Origin of the sequence: Candidatus Microbacterium phytovorans (assembly GCA_029202445.1) — a bacterium.
In the GTDB taxonomy this organism is placed as follows: domain Bacteria; phylum Actinomycetota; class Actinomycetes; order Actinomycetales; family Microbacteriaceae; genus Microbacterium; species Microbacterium phytovorans.
In genome coordinates this window covers 2,563,182-2,580,492 of sequence record CP119321.1, presented here as the reverse complement: position 1 = coordinate 2,580,492, position 17,311 = coordinate 2,563,182, and the positions used below count along the sequence as shown (strand labels likewise).

Below are 17,311 nucleotides of genomic sequence, written 5' to 3'. Positions count from 1 at the left end.
TGCTTAGCGCGACCTCGAATTCTTCGGTGGTCTCGGTCTCAGCGGCGGGACTTCCAACGTCGGCACTGCCCGGATGAGGAACTTGTCGAAGTGAGGGACGGTGAATGCGGCATATCCGTGCTCGGGCGTGTACAGCAGTCCCATGTTGATCAGTTCGGCCCGTGTAGGACCGAGATTCTGAGACGTCCGCCCCATGACGTCCGCAACCTCGGATGCCTTTTGGGGAGCGGGACCGAGTTCCGCCATCGCACGCAAGTAGGCGCGCTGCATCTCAGTGGCACGATCGAGGCGGACGCGGAAGAAGGACTCGTCGAGTTTGGCCTCGTAGCCGGGCACGGCCAGCACGACGTCGTCGACAGAGATTCTCGGTCCTTCGGCTACTGTCCAGACCGCGTATCCAAGCTCTTGGAGAAAGTACGGGTAGCCTCCCGTAATCTCTATGGCTTTTGTCAGTGCGCCGTTCTCGAAACTGACCCCCTCCTCTGCAGCCGGCTTGGTGAGGGCGGCCTTGGCGTCGTCTTCGCCAAGATTTCCGATGGAAGGGAACTTGAACAACCTCTCCGCGTAGGACTTCGCATCGCCCGCGAGCTCCGCGATCTGCGGTAGACCGGCGCCCACCATTGTCACCGGGAGCTTCCGCTGGACCATCTTGTGCAGCGCCTCGATGACGGCCTCGAGCTGAGGCTTGCTGAGGAACTGCACCTCGTCCAGGAGGAGCACGACTCCTCGCTCGCGTTCTTGCGCTGCTTCCCCTAGGGCTACGAAGACATCGGTGACGTCCAATGCAAGGTTCGAGTGGTCCGCATAACCCTCAGCAGCATCGACATCGAGGCCGGCGGACCAGGTGCCGGAGGCATCGACGCTGACGGTGAACGACCGCAGTACCTGCGCAGCGTGTGTGAACCGGTCCGTCCACCGCGCTTTCGGAGACAACTCGAACAGGGCGGTCCTGAGTTTTGTGGCGAGCGCATTGCGAAAGTGGTTCTCGTCGTTCTTGCTCACTTCGAGTTCAACGACCACCCAATCGCGCGCAAGCGCCTTTGCACGGAACTGGCCGAGGAGCACCGTCTTTCCTACCCCGCGCAGGCCCGTGATGATCATCGACTGTTCGGTGCGGCCTCGTTCGATGCGGGCGAGGAGCAGGTCGAACGAACCGAGCTGGTCATCGCGTCCTACCACCGCTTGTGGTTCGGCGCCGGCATTCGGGGTGTAGGGGTTGGTCAGAGCCTGCATGGAGTGAGTTTATCGACGTTAGTCCGTTTTAGTCGATTTCCCTAAAGTCAGCATACGTCGATAAAGACAGCGGCTCCGTCATGCGTTCCCGTAGCTTGAGGAGCAGGGGGTGTGATGTCCGAGACTGTTCCCATTCTGACGCGACCGCTGACGAGTGTGCGCCACGCGACGAACGCGTTCGTCCTGAACACCGTGGCTCTCGCGCTCGTCGTTTCGCTCCTTGTTGCCGCGGTCGTCGCCCTCGCCCGGTGGGACCCGACGCGGTTCATGAGACAACTGACGACGGTCACCGGCATGGCTGCGCCTTGGGTCGTCCCGGTTTACATCACGGCGCTCGTGGCCGCTCTCGCAGTATTGACATTGCCCGACTGGCAAGGGCGCGCCAACGACGATGTCGAGGCGGTGAAGGAGCGGGCGACAGTGCGGCGAGCGATCGGTTCGGCCGCCTACTTCGTGGGTCCGGCATACGCGGTGTGGGTCCTCCTTGCGGTCGTAGCCGCGCTGTGGCCGCGCGTCCCGGTCGGGGACAACGGCGGCGTGGCGCTGGCGTGGCCCATCGTGCTGATGCTGACGGTGCTGGTTTCGCGGGCGGCGGTGGGAACCCTCGAACAACGTCACGAGGACGCGGCGCAACTCGTCGACACGCTGACGATATGGCGGCGGCGGGTGAACGTTCGCGCCTATCCGAAGACCTCGCTCGGGCGGTCGCTGACGCTCGTCGCCCTTATCGTCGTTGCCCCGCTCACCGGGGTGGGTGTCGCCCTCCTCGCCGCGTACGGCTGGCGGGTGGGCATGGCTTCGGTGATCCTCCTCCTTTTGGTCCACACGGTCGCAGTCTCGATGTGGGCCGCCCGTTACCAGGTCGCTTCGCGACCGACCCGCCGGTTTCTCGCAACGGGGTCGTCTCTTTTTCTCGCGGCACCGACGGCCGCGATCGTCTCCTCGGGTGGGCTCCCGTACGCGCCCGTCTTCGCGGTCGGTGTCGCGTTGCCCGCGGCGGCGTACCTCGTCCCGTGGGGTGGCCGACAGCTACTCGCGGCGACAGCCCTCCAGCCCCTCGACAGGCGGCTCAGGAACGCGACGGAGTACCGGAACAGGTGCGCGGAACAGCTGGAGCGACTCCACGCGCGGCCACACCGGTGGTGGCAGCGGAACGCGCGCCCGACGTGAGCGCCCGCAGACGCATCCCGACTGACACCGAGTCTCACGGGGCCGGTTAGGATGCCAGGAAGGCCACGCTTCTGGGGCGCGCGGCCCGATCGCGACCCGAAGCGATGAAGCCGACGCCCCAGTGGAGCTCTCGACACCGATGTCCGACGCCTCGCACGCACGCCTGTCCATCGACGACCCCACCGGCCCCGACGGGGTCGGGACGGCCACAGACGGAAACCCCGCCGCACCGCGCCGCCGCCGATCGTTGGGCCGGACGATCGGCGCGTGGGCGTTCGGTGTCGTCGCGGGCGTCACCGTGCTCGCCCTGATCGCCGCCGGCATCCTGCTCTACACCGTGCAGCGGTCGTTCCCCCAGCTCGAGGGCACCGTCGCCCTGCCGGGCCTCGGGGCAGAGGTCAGCGTGATGCGCGACGAACTCGGCATCCCGACCATCGTCGCCGACTCGTCGGCCGACCTCTTCTACGCGCAGGGGTATGTGCACGCACAGGACCGGTTCTGGGAGATGGACTTCCGCCGCCACGTCACCGCCGGCCGGCTCTCGGAACTGTTCGGGGAGTCGCAGCTGGGCACCGACCGGTTCCTCCGCACGCTGGGCTGGCACGAGATCGCCGCACAGGAGGTCGAGGCGCTCGACGAGCGGGAGCGCGGCTACTACGAGGCGTATGCCGACGGCGTCAACGCGTATCTCGCCGACCACTCCGGCAGCGCCGCCTCGCTCGAGTACGCGGTGCTCGGACTCCAGAACCCGGGCTACGAGATCGAACGGTGGACGGCGGTCGACTCCGTCGCGTGGCTCAAGGCGATGGCCTGGGACCTCCGCAGCAACATCGAAGACGAGACGGCGCGCGCCCTCCTCGCCCAGACGCACACCCCCGAGCAGATCGCCGAGCTATACCCCGGGTACCCCTACGACACGAACCCCGTGATCGTCCCCGTCATCACTCCGCCCGCGGGCGACGCCGCCGACACCGACGCCGACACGGCATCCCTCCGGCTGGACTGGAAGGAGGTCGGCAGCGTCATCGAGGCGGCGAGCGCGCTCCTCGGCGGCGTCGGCGAGGGGGTCGGCTCGAACTCCTGGGTCGTCTCGGGTGCGCTGACGGAGAGCGGGCTGCCGCTCCTGTCGAACGACCCGCATCTGGGCGCGTCGATGCCGAGCGTCTGGTACCAGGTGGGTCTGCGGTGTAGGACGGTCTCCGAGGAGTGCCCGTTCGACGTCGCCGGGTTCAGCTTCTCCGGGATGCCGGGGGTGATCATCGGGCACAACGCGACGGTCGCGTGGGGGTTCACGAACCTCACGACCGACGTCACCGACCTGTATCTCGAGAAGGTCGAGGGCGACAGCTACTGGCGCGACGGCGAGCTCGTGCCGCTCGACGTGCGCACCGAGACGATCGAGGTCGCCGGCGGTGCATCGGAGGAGCTGGTGATCCGCTCGACGGTGCACGGCCCCATCGTGTCGGGCCTCACGGGCGACTTCACCGCCATCGCCGACGATCCGTACACGGGGGAGACGGATGCCGTCACGGCGCCCTCCGCGACGGGCGACGTTCCCGCGACCGGCGAGTACGCGGTGTCGCTCCAGTGGACGGCGCTGCAGCCGGGGACGACCGCCCGGGCGCTGTTCGCGCTCAACACGGCCGCGAGCATCGAGGACTTCCGCGCGGCGGCATCCCTCTTCGACGTTCCCGCGCAGAACCTCGTCTACGCCGACACGGCGGGCAACATCGGCTACCAGACGCCGGGCCGGTTGCCGATCCGCGGCGCGGGCGACGGGTCGATGCCACAGCCGGGGTGGGATTCCGCCTACGACTGGCAGGGCTTCATCCCGTTCGACGAGCTGCCGATGGCGTTCAACCCCGAGAGCGGGTACATCGTCACCGCCAACAACGCGATCGTCGACGAGGACTACGAGTACTTCCTCACGAACGACTGGGACTACGGCTGGCGCGCCGCGCGCATCGTGCACCTGATCGAACGGGCTGCGGCGGGCGGCAAGCTCACCGCCGACGACATGTCGGCGATCCAGGCCGACGACGAGTTCTGGATCGGCAAGCGGCTCGCCGCCGCGTTCGCCGATGTCGAGGTGGAGGGCGAGGGAGCCCGCGCGGGCGTCGCGCTGCTGGAGCAGTGGGATGCGCAGAGCACGGCCGACAGCGCCGCCGCGGCATACGCGAACGTGCTGTGGGACGAACTCGCGCAGAACCTGTTCTCGCGTCGGGAGGCCCCGGCATCCCTCGCGGGTCAGGGCCGACTGTTCCTCGTGGTCGACCGGCTGCTGGACGATCCTGCGTCGGACTGGTGGGTCAACGACGACGTGGGCGTGTCGGGGCGGGACGAGATGCTCGTGCGCAGCGCGGAAGACGCGTACGACCGGCTCGTGACGCTGCAGGGAGACAACCCTGCGCGGTGGAACTGGGGGTCGCTGCACACGCTGACCCTGACGAACGGGTCGTTCGGCGAGAGCGGCATCGCCCCGATCGAGATGCTGTTCAACCGTGGACCTTTCCCCGTCGGCGGTGGCGCGTCGGTCGTGGATGCCACGGGCTGGGCGCTCGGCGAGGACTTCTCGACCTCGACGGTGCCGTCGATGCGCATGACGATCGACCTGTCCGACCTCGATGCGTCGCGGTGGAACCATCTGACCGGCGCGAGCGGGCACGCGTTCCACCCCAACTACACCGACCAGTTCGCGGCATGGCAGGAGAAGCGGCAGACGCCGTGGGCGTTCACCCCGGACGCGGTGGCCGCCGCCACCACCCACACCCTCACCCTGACCCCCGCCGACTGAGCCGGGGACTGAGCCGGGCCGCCGAGGCTGCGCGAAGTGCTGCCGGAGACGGCATCCGGGAGCACTTCGCGCACTTTCGACCGGCGACGTCATCCGAGAGCCCGACGTAGACGCTCGGCGAGCGCGCGGATGCCGTCGGATGTCCCACTTCCGGTCGGTCATGTCCCACTTCCGGTCGCTTCAGAGGTGCCAGAACGACACAACTTGGGACATGGGCCCCCTCAGCCCCCATCGGCCCCTGCCTACAACGGGGGATGTCCCAACCTCGGTCGGTCATGTCCCAATCTCGGACGGTCATGTCCCACTTTCGGTCGGCATGTCCCACTCTCGGTCGGTCATGTCCCACTTCCGGTCGGTCATGTCCCACTTTCGGTCGCTTCAGGGATGCCAGAACGACACACTTTGGGACATGGGCCCCCTTTGCGCCCCATCGGCCCCCTGCCTACAGCTGAGGGATGTCCCAAATCCGGTCAGTCATGTCCCACTTCCGGTCGCTTCAGGGATGCCAGAACAACACACTTTGGGACACGGCTGACCCAAAGCGGGACATGCGCACCGCACACCGCACACCGCACACCGCACACCGCGGCCGTTCGCGCACTCTCGCCGCCCGCCCGGCCGCGCCGCCCGCGCCGCACCCGCCCGCGCCGCACCCGCCCGCGCCGCACCCGCCCGCGCCGCACCCGCCCGCGCCGCCGCCCGCCCGAGCCCGCCGCCGCCGCCCGCCCGCGCCGCCGCCCGCCCGAGCCCGCCGCCGCGCCCGCCCGCGCCGCCGCCCCCGGCCGCGCGGGTCAGCCGCCGGCGGCGGGGGGAGTGCGCTTGTCGTCGGCGAGCTCGTCGACCACGAGCGAACGCTCGTCGATCGTGCCGTTGCGATACGCCTGGCGGCCGACCATGTGCGCCGACAGGGGCGCCGTCGCGAGCTGGATGAGCATCACCGGCACGAGGAACGCCGTCACCGCCCAGCTCTCCAACGAGATCGCGATGGCGATGCAGATGAGGAGGAACCCGAGCACCTGCGGCTTCGTCGCGGCGTGCAGGCGCGTCGGCACGTCGCGGAAGCGCAGCAGACCGACCGCCGCCGTCAGGCACAGCAGAGCACCGATGATGACGAGCACCAGCACCACGACCTCACGCACCTCGTTCATCGCTCCGCTCCGTCGCGTCGGGCCACGAACCGGGCGATCGAGATCGAGCCGAACACGCCCACGGCCGCGACGATCAGCAGCAGCGGCAGCGTGCGGGTGTGATGGTTGATCGCCATCTCCGCACCGAGCGCGCACATGACGAGGGTCAACAGCACATCGGATGCCACGGCGCGGTCGAGGATCGAGGGGCCCACGACGATGCGCCACACGGTCAGCAGTGCCGACACGGCGAAGACGACGTAGATGACGCCCAGCAGCACGACGGTCATCCGGCGAACCTCCTGTCGGAGACGCGCGAATCGCCCGCGGCGCGAATGGCATCCCCCTGGGCGCGCGAGCCCACGGCCCGGACGATCCGCTCCTCCCAGTGCTGCACGGCCGTGCGCTGCGCGTCGACCTGCGCCTGGTCGCGCACGCCGATGACGTGGAGGTAGAGGATGCGGCGGTCGCGGTCGATGTCGACGATGAGCGACCCGGGAATGAGGGATGCCGTGACCGCGACGTGCGTCATGATGAGGTCGTCGTCGGTGACGAGCGGCACGGCGATGATGGCCGTACCCGGCTGCGACCGGAAGTCGAGCACCTGCCACGCCACCGTGATCGATCCGCGGACGAGGGCGAGTACGAACTCGAGCGAGAACACGAAGCCCCACCAGAGGTTGACCCGACCCGAGAGCTCGACCGCCGGCAGACGGAACACCCGCGTCACGAAGATCGCGACGGCGATCCCCGTGAGGAAGGACAGCACCGTGAACTGCCCCCACAGCAGCATCCACAGGGCGATCAGCCAGATGAAGAACGGCAGCTGACGCCACACGCTGACGAGAACGGTCTTGGAGTTCACGGCGTCTCACCCACCTGCACGAGCACCACGGGATCCTGCAGCGCCTCGCCGATGCTCGCGCACAGCTCGTACAGCGGACCGGCGAAGATCGTGAGCGCGACGGTCACGGCGACCATCCCCGCGGTGGCGGCGGTCATGATGCGCGGGATGACGCGGCGCTCGGTCTGGGTGGCGGCCGCCGGCGCCCCGCCGAGGTACGAGATGCGGTCGGTGGCTTCGCTCTCGTCGCCCTGCTCCTCGTCCTCGCGCCAGAACGAGAGGTTCCACGCCCGCATGAGCGCGTACAGGGTAAGGAGCGAGGTGACGATGCCGCCGACGATGAGCACGTACATGAGCGGGGTGCCCACCTGCGCCGCCGCGTCGAAGAGGGCGAACTTGCCGATGAAGCCCGAGAACGGCGGGAGGCCGCCGAGGTTGATCGCCGGGATGAAGTAGAGCACGGCGATCACGGGCGCGGCCCTCATGAGGCCCTTGACCTTGAGGATCGACGTGGAGCCCGCCCGGCGTTCCACGAGGCCGACGGCGAGGAACAGTGTCGTCTGCACCACGATGTGGTGGACCATGTAGTAGATCGTCGCGCCGAGCGCCGCCGGAGTCGCCACCGCCAGCCCGAACACCATGTACCCGATGTGGCTCACGAGGGTGAACGACAGGATGCGTTTGAGCTCCGCCTGCGCGACGGCTCCGAGCACTCCGACGATCATGGTGGCGAGCGCGACGATGAGCAGCAGGGTGTTGACGTCGTTGTCGCGGAAGATCTGCGTCTCGGTGCGGATCATCGCGTACACGCCGACCTTCGTCAGCAGTCCCGCGAACACCGCCGTGACCGGTGCGGGCGCCGTCGGGTAGGAGTCGGGGAGCCAGAACGACAGCGGGAAGACGGCCGCCTTGATGCTGAAGGCGAGGAGCAGCATGAGGTGCAGCACGAGCTGAACGTCTTGCGGCAGCTCCGACATCCGCTCCGCGAGCTGGGCCATGTTGACGGTGCCGAGCGCGCCGTAGATGGCGGCGATCGCTGCGAGGAACAGGATCGACGACACCAGCGAGACGACGATGTAGACGACGCCCGTGCGGATGCGCGACTCGGTCGAGCCGAGGGTGATGAGCACGTACGAGGCGACGAGCAAAATCTCGAACCCGACGTAGAGGTTGAAGAGGTCGCCGGCGATGAACGCGTTGAAGATGCCGCCCGCGAGGATGAGGTACGACGGGTGGAAGATCGTGACCGGTGTCTCGTCGTCGCCGTCGGCGGCGCCCTGGCCCACCGAGAAGAGCAGCACGGCGAGGAGCACGATGCTGGAGACCACCACGAGCAGCGCCGACAGGCGGTCGACGTAGAGGACGATGCCGAAGGGGATGGGCCAGCCGCCCACCGACACCGCGATCGCCTTGCCCGACGAGTCGACCGCGTACAGCAGCACGGCGGCGATCGCGAGCACCAGCGTGAGGGTGATCGTCGAGACGCCGACCTGCACCTTGCGCTGGCGGCCGAAGATGAGCGCGATCGCGGCGCCCAGCAGCGGGAGCGCGACGAGCAGGGGGACGAGGGCGTTCATCGGTCACCATCCCCTCGGGGCGGGGCGGGCGCGTCGGTCGGGGCGTCGTCGCGGATGGCATCGAGGTCGCGGTGGTGCAGCACGACGATCGGGGCCGTGTCGGTGCCGATGAAGTCGGTGGTCGCGTCGTCGTCTTCGTCGGTGATCTCGTCGCCCATCGTGTCTTCGTCCTGCGGTGCACGTGCGCGCAGCGCGAGGTCGGCCTCGTCGTCCTCCACGGTGTCGGCCTGACCGAGCTGCCACGAGCGGTAGATCAGCGCGAGGAGGAACGCCGAGACCGCGAACGTGATGACGATCGCCGTCAGCGTCAGCGCCTGCGGCAACGGGTCGCTCATCTCGTCGGTCGAGTCCGCCGCGCCGAAGAAGGGGGCGACGCCGGGCTGGCCCATCACCACGAGCAGGAACAGGTTCGCGGCGTTCCCCAGAAGCAGGAACCCGATGAGCACCCGGGTGAGGCTGCGCTCCAGCATCGAGTACACGCCGGCCGCGAACAGCGCGCCCATGATGATGATGAGCACCAGTGACGCACTCACGAGACGCTCACCCCCCGGTCGCGCAGCTCCTGCGCTTGGCGGTCGACCTCGCCGCCGAGCGAGCGCAGCACGTCGAGTACGAGTCCCACCACGACGAGGTACACACCGACGTCGAACAGCGTCGACGTCACGAACTCCCCCTTGCCGAGCACGGGGATGTCCCACTCCCAGTAGGTGCTCGTCAGCGGCGCCTGCCCGAACAGCAGCGGAACGAGGGCGCACGCGACGGCGAGCGTCATCCCCGCGCCGAGGAGCCGTCCGGCATCCGTCGGCGCGGCGGCGCCCAGCTCGTAGCGACCGCCCGCGACGTAGCGCATGACGAGCGCCATCCCCGCCACGAGTCCCCCGGCGAACCCGCCGCCGGGCAGGTTGTGACCGGCGAACAGCAGGTAGATCGACACGAGGATGATCGTGTGGAAGAGGATGCGGACGATCACCTCGAGCACGAGCGAACGGTTCTCCGGGCGCACCCGCTGGCCGCCGACGAGCCACGCCTGACGCGTGCTTCCGGGGGCGGACGCGCGCGGCTTCGGACCCTCGACCGTCTCGATGAGAGGGCGGCGAGTGCGGGTCGCACCGGTCGGCAGCGACGAGATGGTGCGTGAGAGCAGATCGGAGCGGTGCGTGACGAACACGAGGGATGCCACGCCCGTCGCCGCCAGGATGAGCACCGAGAGCTCGCCCATCGTGTCCCAGCCGCGGAGGTCGACGAGCGCGACGTTGACGACGTTCTTGCCGTGCCCGATCTCGTACGCGAGCTCCGGGAAGCGCTGGGAGATGGGCTCGGCGACGCGCGCACCGGTCGCGACGATCGCGATCAGTGACATGGTGGCGCCGACGGCGATGGCGAGCACGGCGCGCGCGACCGGCAGCACCGACGCGTTGTGCTCGCCCAGGCGCGCGGGGATGCGGCGGAGCACGAGGGCGAAGGCGACGAGGGTGACGGTCTCGATGAGGATCTGGGTGAGCGCGAGGTCGGGAGCGCCGCTCGTGGCGAACAGCAGCACCATGCCGAGTCCCGTCACCGACACCAGCACCACGCCCGTGTACCGCTTCCGGGCGCGCACCGCGACGATGCCGGCGAGGATCATGATCGGCGCGACGACCACCTGCATGGGGGTCTGCCAGGCATCCAGGCTCGTCTTCCACGACGGGCTCGCGAGGAGGGCCGTGCCCTCTGCCGCGACGAACACGACGAAGATCGTGCCGACGTAGACGGGCAGCGAACCGCGCTGCGTGAACGTGGTGGTCCACACCGACACCTTCGCGATGCCGCGGAGCACCGCGTTGTAGCCGTCGGCCGCCGTGAAGGGCAGCACGCGGGAATGCCACTTCGTGCGCTGCACCAGCCAGAACAGGGCCGCACCCACCGCGATCGACCCGAGCGACAGGAACAGCGCAGGCTCGAGCCCGTGCCACAGGGCCAGATGGTACGGGTAGGCGTCGGCGGCTCCGGGCATCGTGTCGGCGTAGCCGGCGAGCGCGACGTCCAGCAGCGGCGACGCGACACCGCCGATGACGCTGAGCCCGCTCAGGAGTACAGGGGCGGCGAGGAATCCGAGCGGCGGATCGGGCCACTCGGTGCGCGGGAGCGGTGCGCCCTCGGCATCCTTCTTCGTCCAGAACGCACCCCAGACGAAACGGATGCCGTATGCGGCGGTGAGCGCGGAACCCAGCACGATGCCGATGAGCGGCACGACGGCGCTCACGTCGGCGCCGCCCTCGAGGAGCGCCGTCAGCGTGGCCTCCTTCGCGACGAAGCCGACCGTCGGGGCGACGCCCACCATGGAGGCCACCGCGATGATCGAGAACACCGCGAGGGTGGGCGCCTGACGTCCGACACCGGAGAGCTCGTTGACGTCACGGGTGCTGAGCTGGCGGTCGATCACGCCGACGACGAGGAACAGGCACGACTTGAACAGGGCGTGCCCGATGAGGAGGGCGAGGCCGGCGAGCGCCGTGTTGCGCTCCCCGTAGCCGAGCACCACGGTCAGCATGCCGAGCTGGCTGACCGTGCCGAATGCGAGCACGCGCTTGAGGTCGGACTCGCGCAGCGCCTGGATGCCGCCCAGCAGCAGCGTGAACAGGCCGAGCGCGATGACGATGGGTCGCCACGGCTCGCTCTCGGCGAAGGCGGGGGCCAGGCGCGCGATCAGGTAGATGCCGGCTTTCACCATGGCGGCGGCGTGCAGGTACGCGCTCACCGGGGTGGGGGCGGCCATGGCGCCCGGCAGCCAGAAGTGGAACGGGAAGATGGCCGACTTGCTGAGGGCGCCCACGAGGAGGCAGACGACCGCGATGTTCAGCAGGAGGCCTTGATCGGCGCCGTGCGCGACACCGGTGGGCGGCCCCGTCGTGAGGATCTCCGTGACGCTCGTCGTGCCGTAGAGCACCACGACCATGACGGCGCCCACGAACATCACGAGACCGCCGAGCGTGGTCACGAGCAGGGCCTGCAGCGCCGCACGACGGCTCGCGCCACGCGTGTGGTAGAAGCCGATGAGCAGGTAGGAGAGGACGCTCGTGACCTCCCACAGCATGACCAGGACGATGAGGTCGTCGGTGAGCACGAGTCCGTACATCGCGCCGGCGAAAGCGAGCAGTACGGCCGAGAAGAGGCCGACGCCGTCTTTCTTGCCGTCGAAGTACCAGCGGCAGTAGATCATGACGAGCGCGCCGACGCCCGTGACGATGAGCGTCATGATCCACCCGAGGGTGTCCATCTTCATCGACAGGTCGATGCCGAGCGCGGGGATCCACGCGAACGTCTCGAACGGCGCCTCGCCGTCGAAGACGGCCGGTGCCTGCATCACGGCGTGCGCGAAGGCGGCGATAGGCACGAGAGCGGCGACGAAGAAGGCCCGCGACCCGATCCGCGCCACCAGCCACGGCAATGCCAGCGGCAGGACCGCGAACACAGCCAGGAGCAGGAGCAATCTGGCCTCCAGACGTGATCGCGGGGGGTCGGATGTCCAGTCTACCGGGGCGAAGGGGTGCCGGAGCCCGGGGCCGGTCCCGTCGTATTCCCCGCGCGGAAAACACTCGTGAAGGAGATCGACGCCGGCTGCTCGCCGAGGAGCATCGCGACGACGGCGGCGCCGGCCGCACGACCCTTGTCGACGGCCGGCTGCACCATCGTGGTCAGCTCGTACGGGGCGAGTCCGTCCACGCGGATGCCGTCGAAGCCCGCCACGCTGACGTCGCCCGGCACCGACAGGCCGGCCTCTTCCGCGGCGCGGATGACTCCCGCCGCGAGGAGGTCGCTCTGGGCGAGGACGGCGGTCGGACGCCCCGCGGCGAACACCTGGCGGCCGACGCGGAGCCCTTCGTCGATGGAGCTGCCCAGCGTCGCGTAAGTGGGGGCGTCGGGGAACACGTCGCGCGCGCCGCCCAGTCGGTCGTGGGTGACGTTGAGCCGGGGCGGGAGGAGCACGAGCGCGACGTCGGTGTGCCCGAGGCGGCGCACGTGGTCGGCGATGCAGCGCTGCGCGTCGTGGTTGTCGAGGCCGATACGCGGCACGCCCTCCCCGGCATCCCCCTCGATCACGACGACCGGGATGCCGCGGGCACGCACGGCCGCGACGTCGGCGGCCGCCTCGGGGATCGTCCCGAGGAGCACGGCCGCGTCGAGCGGCACCGTCGCGAGCGTCGCGGCGCCGGGGCGCGGCTCGCCGTCGTCGGGGGCGGGGCGCAGGAGGAGGAGGCTGGCGTCGATCGCAGCGACGGCATCCGCGAGGCCGTCCATGACCGACCGCTGGATCGGGTCGGTGAAGGCGATGCCGAGCGGTCCGCGCTGGAGCACGCCGACGATGCCGGTGCGCCCGCGTCGCAGCGATGCGGCGAGCGGGTCGGGCCCGGTGTAGCCGAGGTCGGCGGCGGCGGCGAGCACCCGCGCCCGGGTGGCGTCCGAGACGGGGGTCTTGCCGGAGAACACGACGGATGCCGTCGACGGCGACACGCCCGCTTCGCGGGCGACGTCGGCGATGGTGGCTCGGCGGCTGTTCATCGGTTCGATGCTACCCGCGGCAAAGTCGAGCGTCGAATCGATTCGGCATCTTCGATAGAGTTGCCGGGTGACCACCACCCTCACCCGTCCGCAGCTCGTCCACTGGCGGACGGCGATCTTCACCATCTTCTTCGTCACGGGTCTGGGATTCGCGTCGTGGGCGTCGCGGCTGCCGTCGGTCAAGGCCACGCTCGACATCGACGACTTCGGCGTCGGCGCGCTCCTCTTCGTCATGGGGGCGGCCTCCATCGTCGGCCTGTCGCTGGCGAACGTCGTCGTCGCCCGGTGGGGTGCGCGGCGAGGCATGGTGTTCACCGTGTCGGCGTTCGGCGCGGGTGTGCTGATCGCCGGGTTCGGCGTGCAGTTCGCCGAGTCGTACGGCGTGACCGCGGTCGGCCTCGCCTTCATGGGCCTGGGCATGGCGAGCACCGACGTCATGATGAACGTCGAAGCCGCGGCGGTCGAGCAGGCGTTCGAGCGCACCCTCATGCCGATGTTCCACGCCTTCTTCAGCCTCGGCACCGTTGCCGGTGCGGGCGTCGGGGTCGGCATGGCCGCGTGGGGCGTGGGGGTCGCATGGCACCTGTGGGCGGCGGGCGTGCTCGTGCTCGTCTCGGGACTCGTCGCGCTGATCTACGTTCCCGTGCACGAGGTCGCCGCCGGCGACGATGAGCCCACCCTCAGCCGCGGAGAGCGGTTCCGCGCGATGATGCAGGTCTGGCGCGACCCGCGCACGTACGCGATCGGCATCATCATGCTCGGCATGGCGTTCGCCGAGGGCAGCGCGACCGACTGGCTCACGATCGCCGTCGTCGACGGCCACAACGAGTCCGAGGCCACCGGCGCGGTCGCCCTCACCGTCTTCTCGGTGGCGATGACCGTCTTCCGCATGATCGGCGGACCGCTGGTCGACCGCATCGGTCGCGTCTGGGCGCTTCGAGCCCTCGCCGTCACTGCCGGGATCGGGCTCATCCTGTTCATCCTCGCCCCGTCGACGCCGATCGCGTTCGTCGGTGTCGCGCTGTGGGGCGCGGGGGCGTCGCTCGGATTCCCGCTGGGCATGTCTGCGGCGGCCGACGACCCGAAGAAGGCGGCCGCGTCGGTGTCGGCGGCCGCGACCATCGGCTATCTCGCATTCCTGTGCGGCCCGCCGGTGCTCGGCTGGATCAGTCACCAGATCGGCATCCTGTCGACCCTGTGGATCATCGTCGGCCTCATCGCCCTGTCGGGTCTGGCGTCGGGCGCGGCGAAGCCGATCGCCGGGTCGAAGGTGGGCGCCGGCCACCACTGAGCCGGAACCACCGCGGCGGCAGGCGTGGCGGGTAGGCTCGTCCGGTGCGCCTCGTCATCGCCCGCTGCTCCGTCGATTACACGGGTCGGCTCAATGCCCACCTGCCGCTCGCGACGCGTCTGCTCGTCCACAAGGGCGACGGGTCGCTGCTCGTGCATTCCGACGGCGGGTCGTACAAGCCGCTCAACTGGATGAGCCCGCCCTGCACCCTCACCGTGGAAGAGCCGGATGCCGAGTCCGCTTCGGCCGGCGTCATCGAGCATTGGCGTGTCACCCACGCCAAGACCGGGGATGCGCTGCTGGTGCGCATCTACGAGGTGATCCACGACTCGTCGCACGAGCTGGGCATCGACCCCGGGCTCCAGAAGGACGGCGTGGAAGCCGATCTGCAGCGGCTCCTCGCCGAGCAGGTCGACGTGATCGGCGACGGTCTGACGCTCGTGCGACGGGAGTTCCCGACGGCGATCGGCCCCGTCGACCTGCTGCTGCGCAACCCTGCGGGCGGCACGATCGCCGTCGAGGTGAAGCGTCGCGGCGACATCGACGGCGTCGAGCAGCTCACGCGCTACCTCGAGCTCCTCGGCCGCGATCCGCACCTCGCCCCCGTCACGGGCGTCTTCGCGGCGCAGGAGATCAAGCCGCAGGCGCGCGTGCTCGCGACCGACCGCGGCATCCGTTGCGTCACCCTCGACTACGACGGCATGAAGGGCACCGAGTCCGGCGCCCCTCGTCTGTTCTAGCCGCGCAGCCGGGCGGCGCGCGGGCGCTGGCTAGGCTGGCATGCATGACGATGAGATCTCCGTGGACGTGCATTCTCTGGGACGTCGACGGGACGGTGGTCGACGCCTCCGAGGGGATCCTCCGTCGGCTGACCATCGCGCTCACCCATTTCGGACAGCCCGCGCCGACGCGCGAGGAGCTCGTGCACTGGATCGGCCCGCCCATGTTCGAGTCGTTCCAGACGAACGTCGGGATGACGGCCGCTCGTGCTTCCGAGGCCGTGGCGTACTACCGGCAGATCGGCAAGGCCGACGGCTACACGACGGGCGCGCGCCTGTACCCGGGTGTCGGCGAACTCATCGCCGAGGTGGATGCCGCGGGCATCGCGCAGGCGACCGCCAGCTCGAAGCCGGAGAACCAGGTGCTGGCGCTCATGGATCACTTCGACCTCGCGCGGCACCTGAAGGTGATCGTCGGGGCGACCCCGGATGAGAAGACCCTCGCGACGAAGGCGGACATCGTCGCCGAGTCGCTGCGCCAGCTGGCCGAGAAGGGCGTGGACACGAGCCGGCCGGTGCTGATCGGCGACCGGCACCACGATGTCGAGGGCGGGGCGGCGCACGGCGTTCCGGTGATCTTCGTGAGCTGGGGCTTCAGCTGGCCGCACGAATCCGAGGGTGCGCAGGCCGTCGTCGACGATGCCGCGCAGCTGCGGAGCCTGCTCCTGATCGACGACGACGCCTGATCGACGCGACGATGAGCGACGGCTGGGTCGAGATCGCACGGTGGGGCATCCCCGCCGCCGTCGTGTTCGGTGCGACCGCGCTGGCCGTCGTCCTCGCGACCTGGCTGATCCGGCGTTCCCGCCGCAGTCCGCGGGCGCGCGCGGCCGCCGACGCGCAACGCGCGGACACGGGGGTGGCGCTCGTCGCGCTCGACGACGCGGTCGAAGAGCTCGATCTCGAGGTGGCGCTCAGCGGCGCCCTCTACGACGGTGGGGCACCGGCATCCCTGCGCCGTGCGCTGCTGCTCGCCCGGCACACGCGCGACGACGCGTTCGCGCTGCTGCGCGGTCTCGAACCCGACGCGCACCCCACAGAGATTGCCCGCGTCGCCCGGCTGCTCCGTGGACGGATCGACGCTGCCGCGGCGCAGATCGCGGCGGCGCGGAGCGAGCACTCCGCGTGGATGGGCGCGCACCGTTCCGCCGCCTCGCAGGTGGAGGATGCGCGCGCCCGGCTCGACGCCTTCCGCGCCGAGCTCGGCGACCCGGAGGCGTTGCTGTCCGACCTGGGCGGCCGCGTCGACGCGTCGGAGATCGACGCCGCCAAGCGGGCGGCCGCCGATGCGACGCGCCTCCTCGCGGAGGCCGAGAGCCGGCTGACGGATGCCGCGGAGCGCGCCGCAGATCCGACGAGGTCGGCGCTGCCCGTGCTGGCCGCGGCGGAGCGGTTGCTCCGGCAGGCACAGGAGTCGGCCCGCATCCTGGAGGAGCAGCATCGCCTCGTGACAGACGCGGAGCGCGCGGTCGACGACGAAGTGGAGGCGGCGCGAGAAGCGCTGCGTCAGGCGGAGCGGGTGCGAGCCGACCTCGAACCGGAGGAGGCCGATCGGCTCGGTACGGCTATCCGCGAGGTCACGGCCGCGATCGACGCGGTGGAGCCGGAGGCTCGGCGGCGGCCGACGCACGCCGTGACGATGATCGCCCGCGCACGCGATCGACTCGATCTGGCGCTGGGCGACGCGCGCACGGCTCAGCAGCGGCTCCGCGGTGCACGCACGGCGCTTCCCGGCACCCTCGCGGCGGCGCGGGCGGCGGTGGCGCGCGCGGAGACGGCGGCGTCACATGCCAACGCCGACGCGCGCGTACGGCTGTCCTCGGCACAGGCCGAGTTGGCCGCCGCGCGGTCGGCGCAGGATCCGGTCACCGCTTTGGACGGGGCGAGGCGCGCACTACGGCACGCCGAAGACGCCATCGCCCTCGCGGACTATGACCGTTCGACCGGACGGTAGGTC

The 17,311-nt window shown here is 69.9% G+C and carries 14 protein-coding genes; 6 read left to right on the top strand and 8 right to left on the bottom strand.

The window, feature by feature from the left end; genetic code table 11:
* Positions 1–3 precede the first annotated feature (3 nt).
* Entirely contained in the window at positions 4–1,233 is a 1,230-nt protein-coding gene (locus P0Y48_12345) for an ATP-binding protein (protein ID WEK13234.1), read from the bottom strand.
* Between the two features lie 156 nt (positions 1,234–1,389).
* On the opposite strand from P0Y48_12345, the gene P0Y48_12340 reads away from it, so the two are divergent.
* Positions 1,390–2,403 (top strand): hypothetical protein, encoded by a 1,014-nt coding sequence (locus P0Y48_12340; protein ID WEK13233.1) that lies wholly within the window; start codon positions 1,390–1,392, stop codon positions 2,401–2,403.
* A gap of 121 nt (positions 2,404–2,524) precedes the next feature.
* Positions 2,525–5,197 (top strand): penicillin acylase family protein, encoded by a 2,673-nt coding sequence (locus tag P0Y48_12335; GenBank protein ID WEK13232.1) that lies wholly within the window; start codon positions 2,525–2,527, stop codon positions 5,195–5,197.
* A 791-nt stretch (positions 5,198–5,988) separates the two neighbouring features.
* Here P0Y48_12335 and mnhG read toward each other — a convergent pair.
* The 7 genes from mnhG to P0Y48_12300 are packed head-to-tail and all read right to left on the bottom strand — an operon-like array spanning position 5,989 to position 13,284.
* On the bottom strand, positions 5,989–6,345 hold the full coding sequence (mnhG, locus tag P0Y48_12330; GenBank protein WEK13231.1) for a monovalent cation/H(+) antiporter subunit G: 357 nt from the start codon (positions 6,343–6,345) through the stop codon (positions 5,989–5,991).
* Positions 6,342–6,614 (bottom strand): monovalent cation/H+ antiporter complex subunit F, encoded by a 273-nt coding sequence (locus tag P0Y48_12325; GenBank protein ID WEK13230.1) that lies wholly within the window; start codon positions 6,612–6,614, stop codon positions 6,342–6,344. The genes mnhG and P0Y48_12325 overlap by 4 nt, the downstream gene beginning before the upstream one ends.
* Positions 6,611–7,189, bottom strand: coding sequence for a Na+/H+ antiporter subunit E (locus P0Y48_12320; GenBank protein ID WEK13229.1), 579 nt, complete (start codon positions 7,187–7,189; stop codon positions 6,611–6,613). Before P0Y48_12320 ends, P0Y48_12325 begins: the two co-directional genes overlap by 4 nt.
* A complete protein-coding gene (locus tag P0Y48_12315; protein WEK13228.1) occupies positions 7,186–8,745 on the bottom strand; it encodes a Na+/H+ antiporter subunit D in 1,560 nt (519 codons plus the stop codon). Before P0Y48_12315 ends, P0Y48_12320 begins: the two co-directional genes overlap by 4 nt.
* Entirely contained in the window at positions 8,742–9,278 is a 537-nt protein-coding gene (locus P0Y48_12310; GenBank protein WEK13227.1) for a Na(+)/H(+) antiporter subunit C, read from the bottom strand. The genes P0Y48_12315 and P0Y48_12310 overlap by 4 nt, the downstream gene beginning before the upstream one ends.
* Positions 9,275–12,214 (bottom strand): Na+/H+ antiporter subunit A, encoded by a 2,940-nt coding sequence (locus P0Y48_12305; protein WEK13226.1) that lies wholly within the window; start codon positions 12,212–12,214, stop codon positions 9,275–9,277. Before P0Y48_12305 ends, P0Y48_12310 begins: the two co-directional genes overlap by 4 nt.
* A 41-nt stretch (positions 12,215–12,255) precedes the next feature.
* Positions 12,256–13,284, bottom strand: a complete 1,029-nt coding sequence (locus tag P0Y48_12300) for a LacI family DNA-binding transcriptional regulator (protein WEK13225.1) — start codon at positions 13,282–13,284, stop codon at positions 12,256–12,258.
* Positions 13,285–13,351: 67 nt separating this feature from the next.
* On the opposite strand from P0Y48_12300, the gene P0Y48_12295 reads away from it, so the two are divergent.
* From P0Y48_12295 to P0Y48_12280, 4 genes are read left to right on the top strand one after another with little or no spacing between them, the layout of a single operon-like run.
* Positions 13,352–14,575: an MFS transporter gene (locus P0Y48_12295; GenBank protein ID WEK13224.1), complete on the top strand. Its 1,224-nt coding sequence runs from the start codon at positions 13,352–13,354 to the stop codon at positions 14,573–14,575.
* Between the two features lie 44 nt (positions 14,576–14,619).
* On the top strand, positions 14,620–15,315 hold the full coding sequence (gene nucS / locus P0Y48_12290; GenBank protein ID WEK13223.1) for an endonuclease NucS: 696 nt from the start codon (positions 14,620–14,622) through the stop codon (positions 15,313–15,315).
* Positions 15,316–15,359: 44 nt separating this feature from the next.
* Positions 15,360–16,040 carry an HAD hydrolase-like protein gene (locus tag P0Y48_12285; protein WEK13222.1) on the top strand — a complete coding sequence of 227 codons (681 nt, stop codon included), beginning with the start codon at positions 15,360–15,362 and terminating at the stop codon, positions 16,038–16,040.
* Positions 16,041–16,051: 11 nt separating this feature from the next.
* The gene (locus tag P0Y48_12280) at positions 16,052–17,308 is read left to right on the top strand and encodes a hypothetical protein (protein WEK13221.1); all 1,257 of its coding nucleotides are present in this window, start codon (positions 16,052–16,054) and stop codon (positions 17,306–17,308) included.
* The last annotated feature ends 3 nt before the right edge of the window (positions 17,309–17,311 follow it).

Coding starts and splice junctions, on each gene's coding strand:
- P0Y48_12345 (WEK13234.1), bottom strand. CDS start 1,233: ATGCAGGCTCTGACCAACCCCTACACCCCGAATGCCGGCGCCGAACCA.
- mnhG (WEK13231.1), bottom strand. CDS start 6,345: ATGAACGAGGTGCGTGAGGTCGTGGTGCTGGTGCTCGTCATCATCGGT.
- P0Y48_12325 (WEK13230.1), bottom strand. CDS start 6,614: ATGACCGTCGTGCTGCTGGGCGTCATCTACGTCGTCTTCGCCGTGTCG.
- P0Y48_12315 (WEK13228.1), bottom strand. CDS start 8,745: ATGAACGCCCTCGTCCCCCTGCTCGTCGCGCTCCCGCTGCTGGGCGCC.
- P0Y48_12300 (WEK13225.1), bottom strand. CDS start 13,284: ATGAACAGCCGCCGAGCCACCATCGCCGACGTCGCCCGCGAAGCGGGC.
- P0Y48_12285 (WEK13222.1), top strand. CDS start 15,360: ATGACGATGAGATCTCCGTGGACGTGCATTCTCTGGGACGTCGACGGG.
- P0Y48_12280 (WEK13221.1), top strand. CDS start 16,052: ATGAGCGACGGCTGGGTCGAGATCGCACGGTGGGGCATCCCCGCCGCC.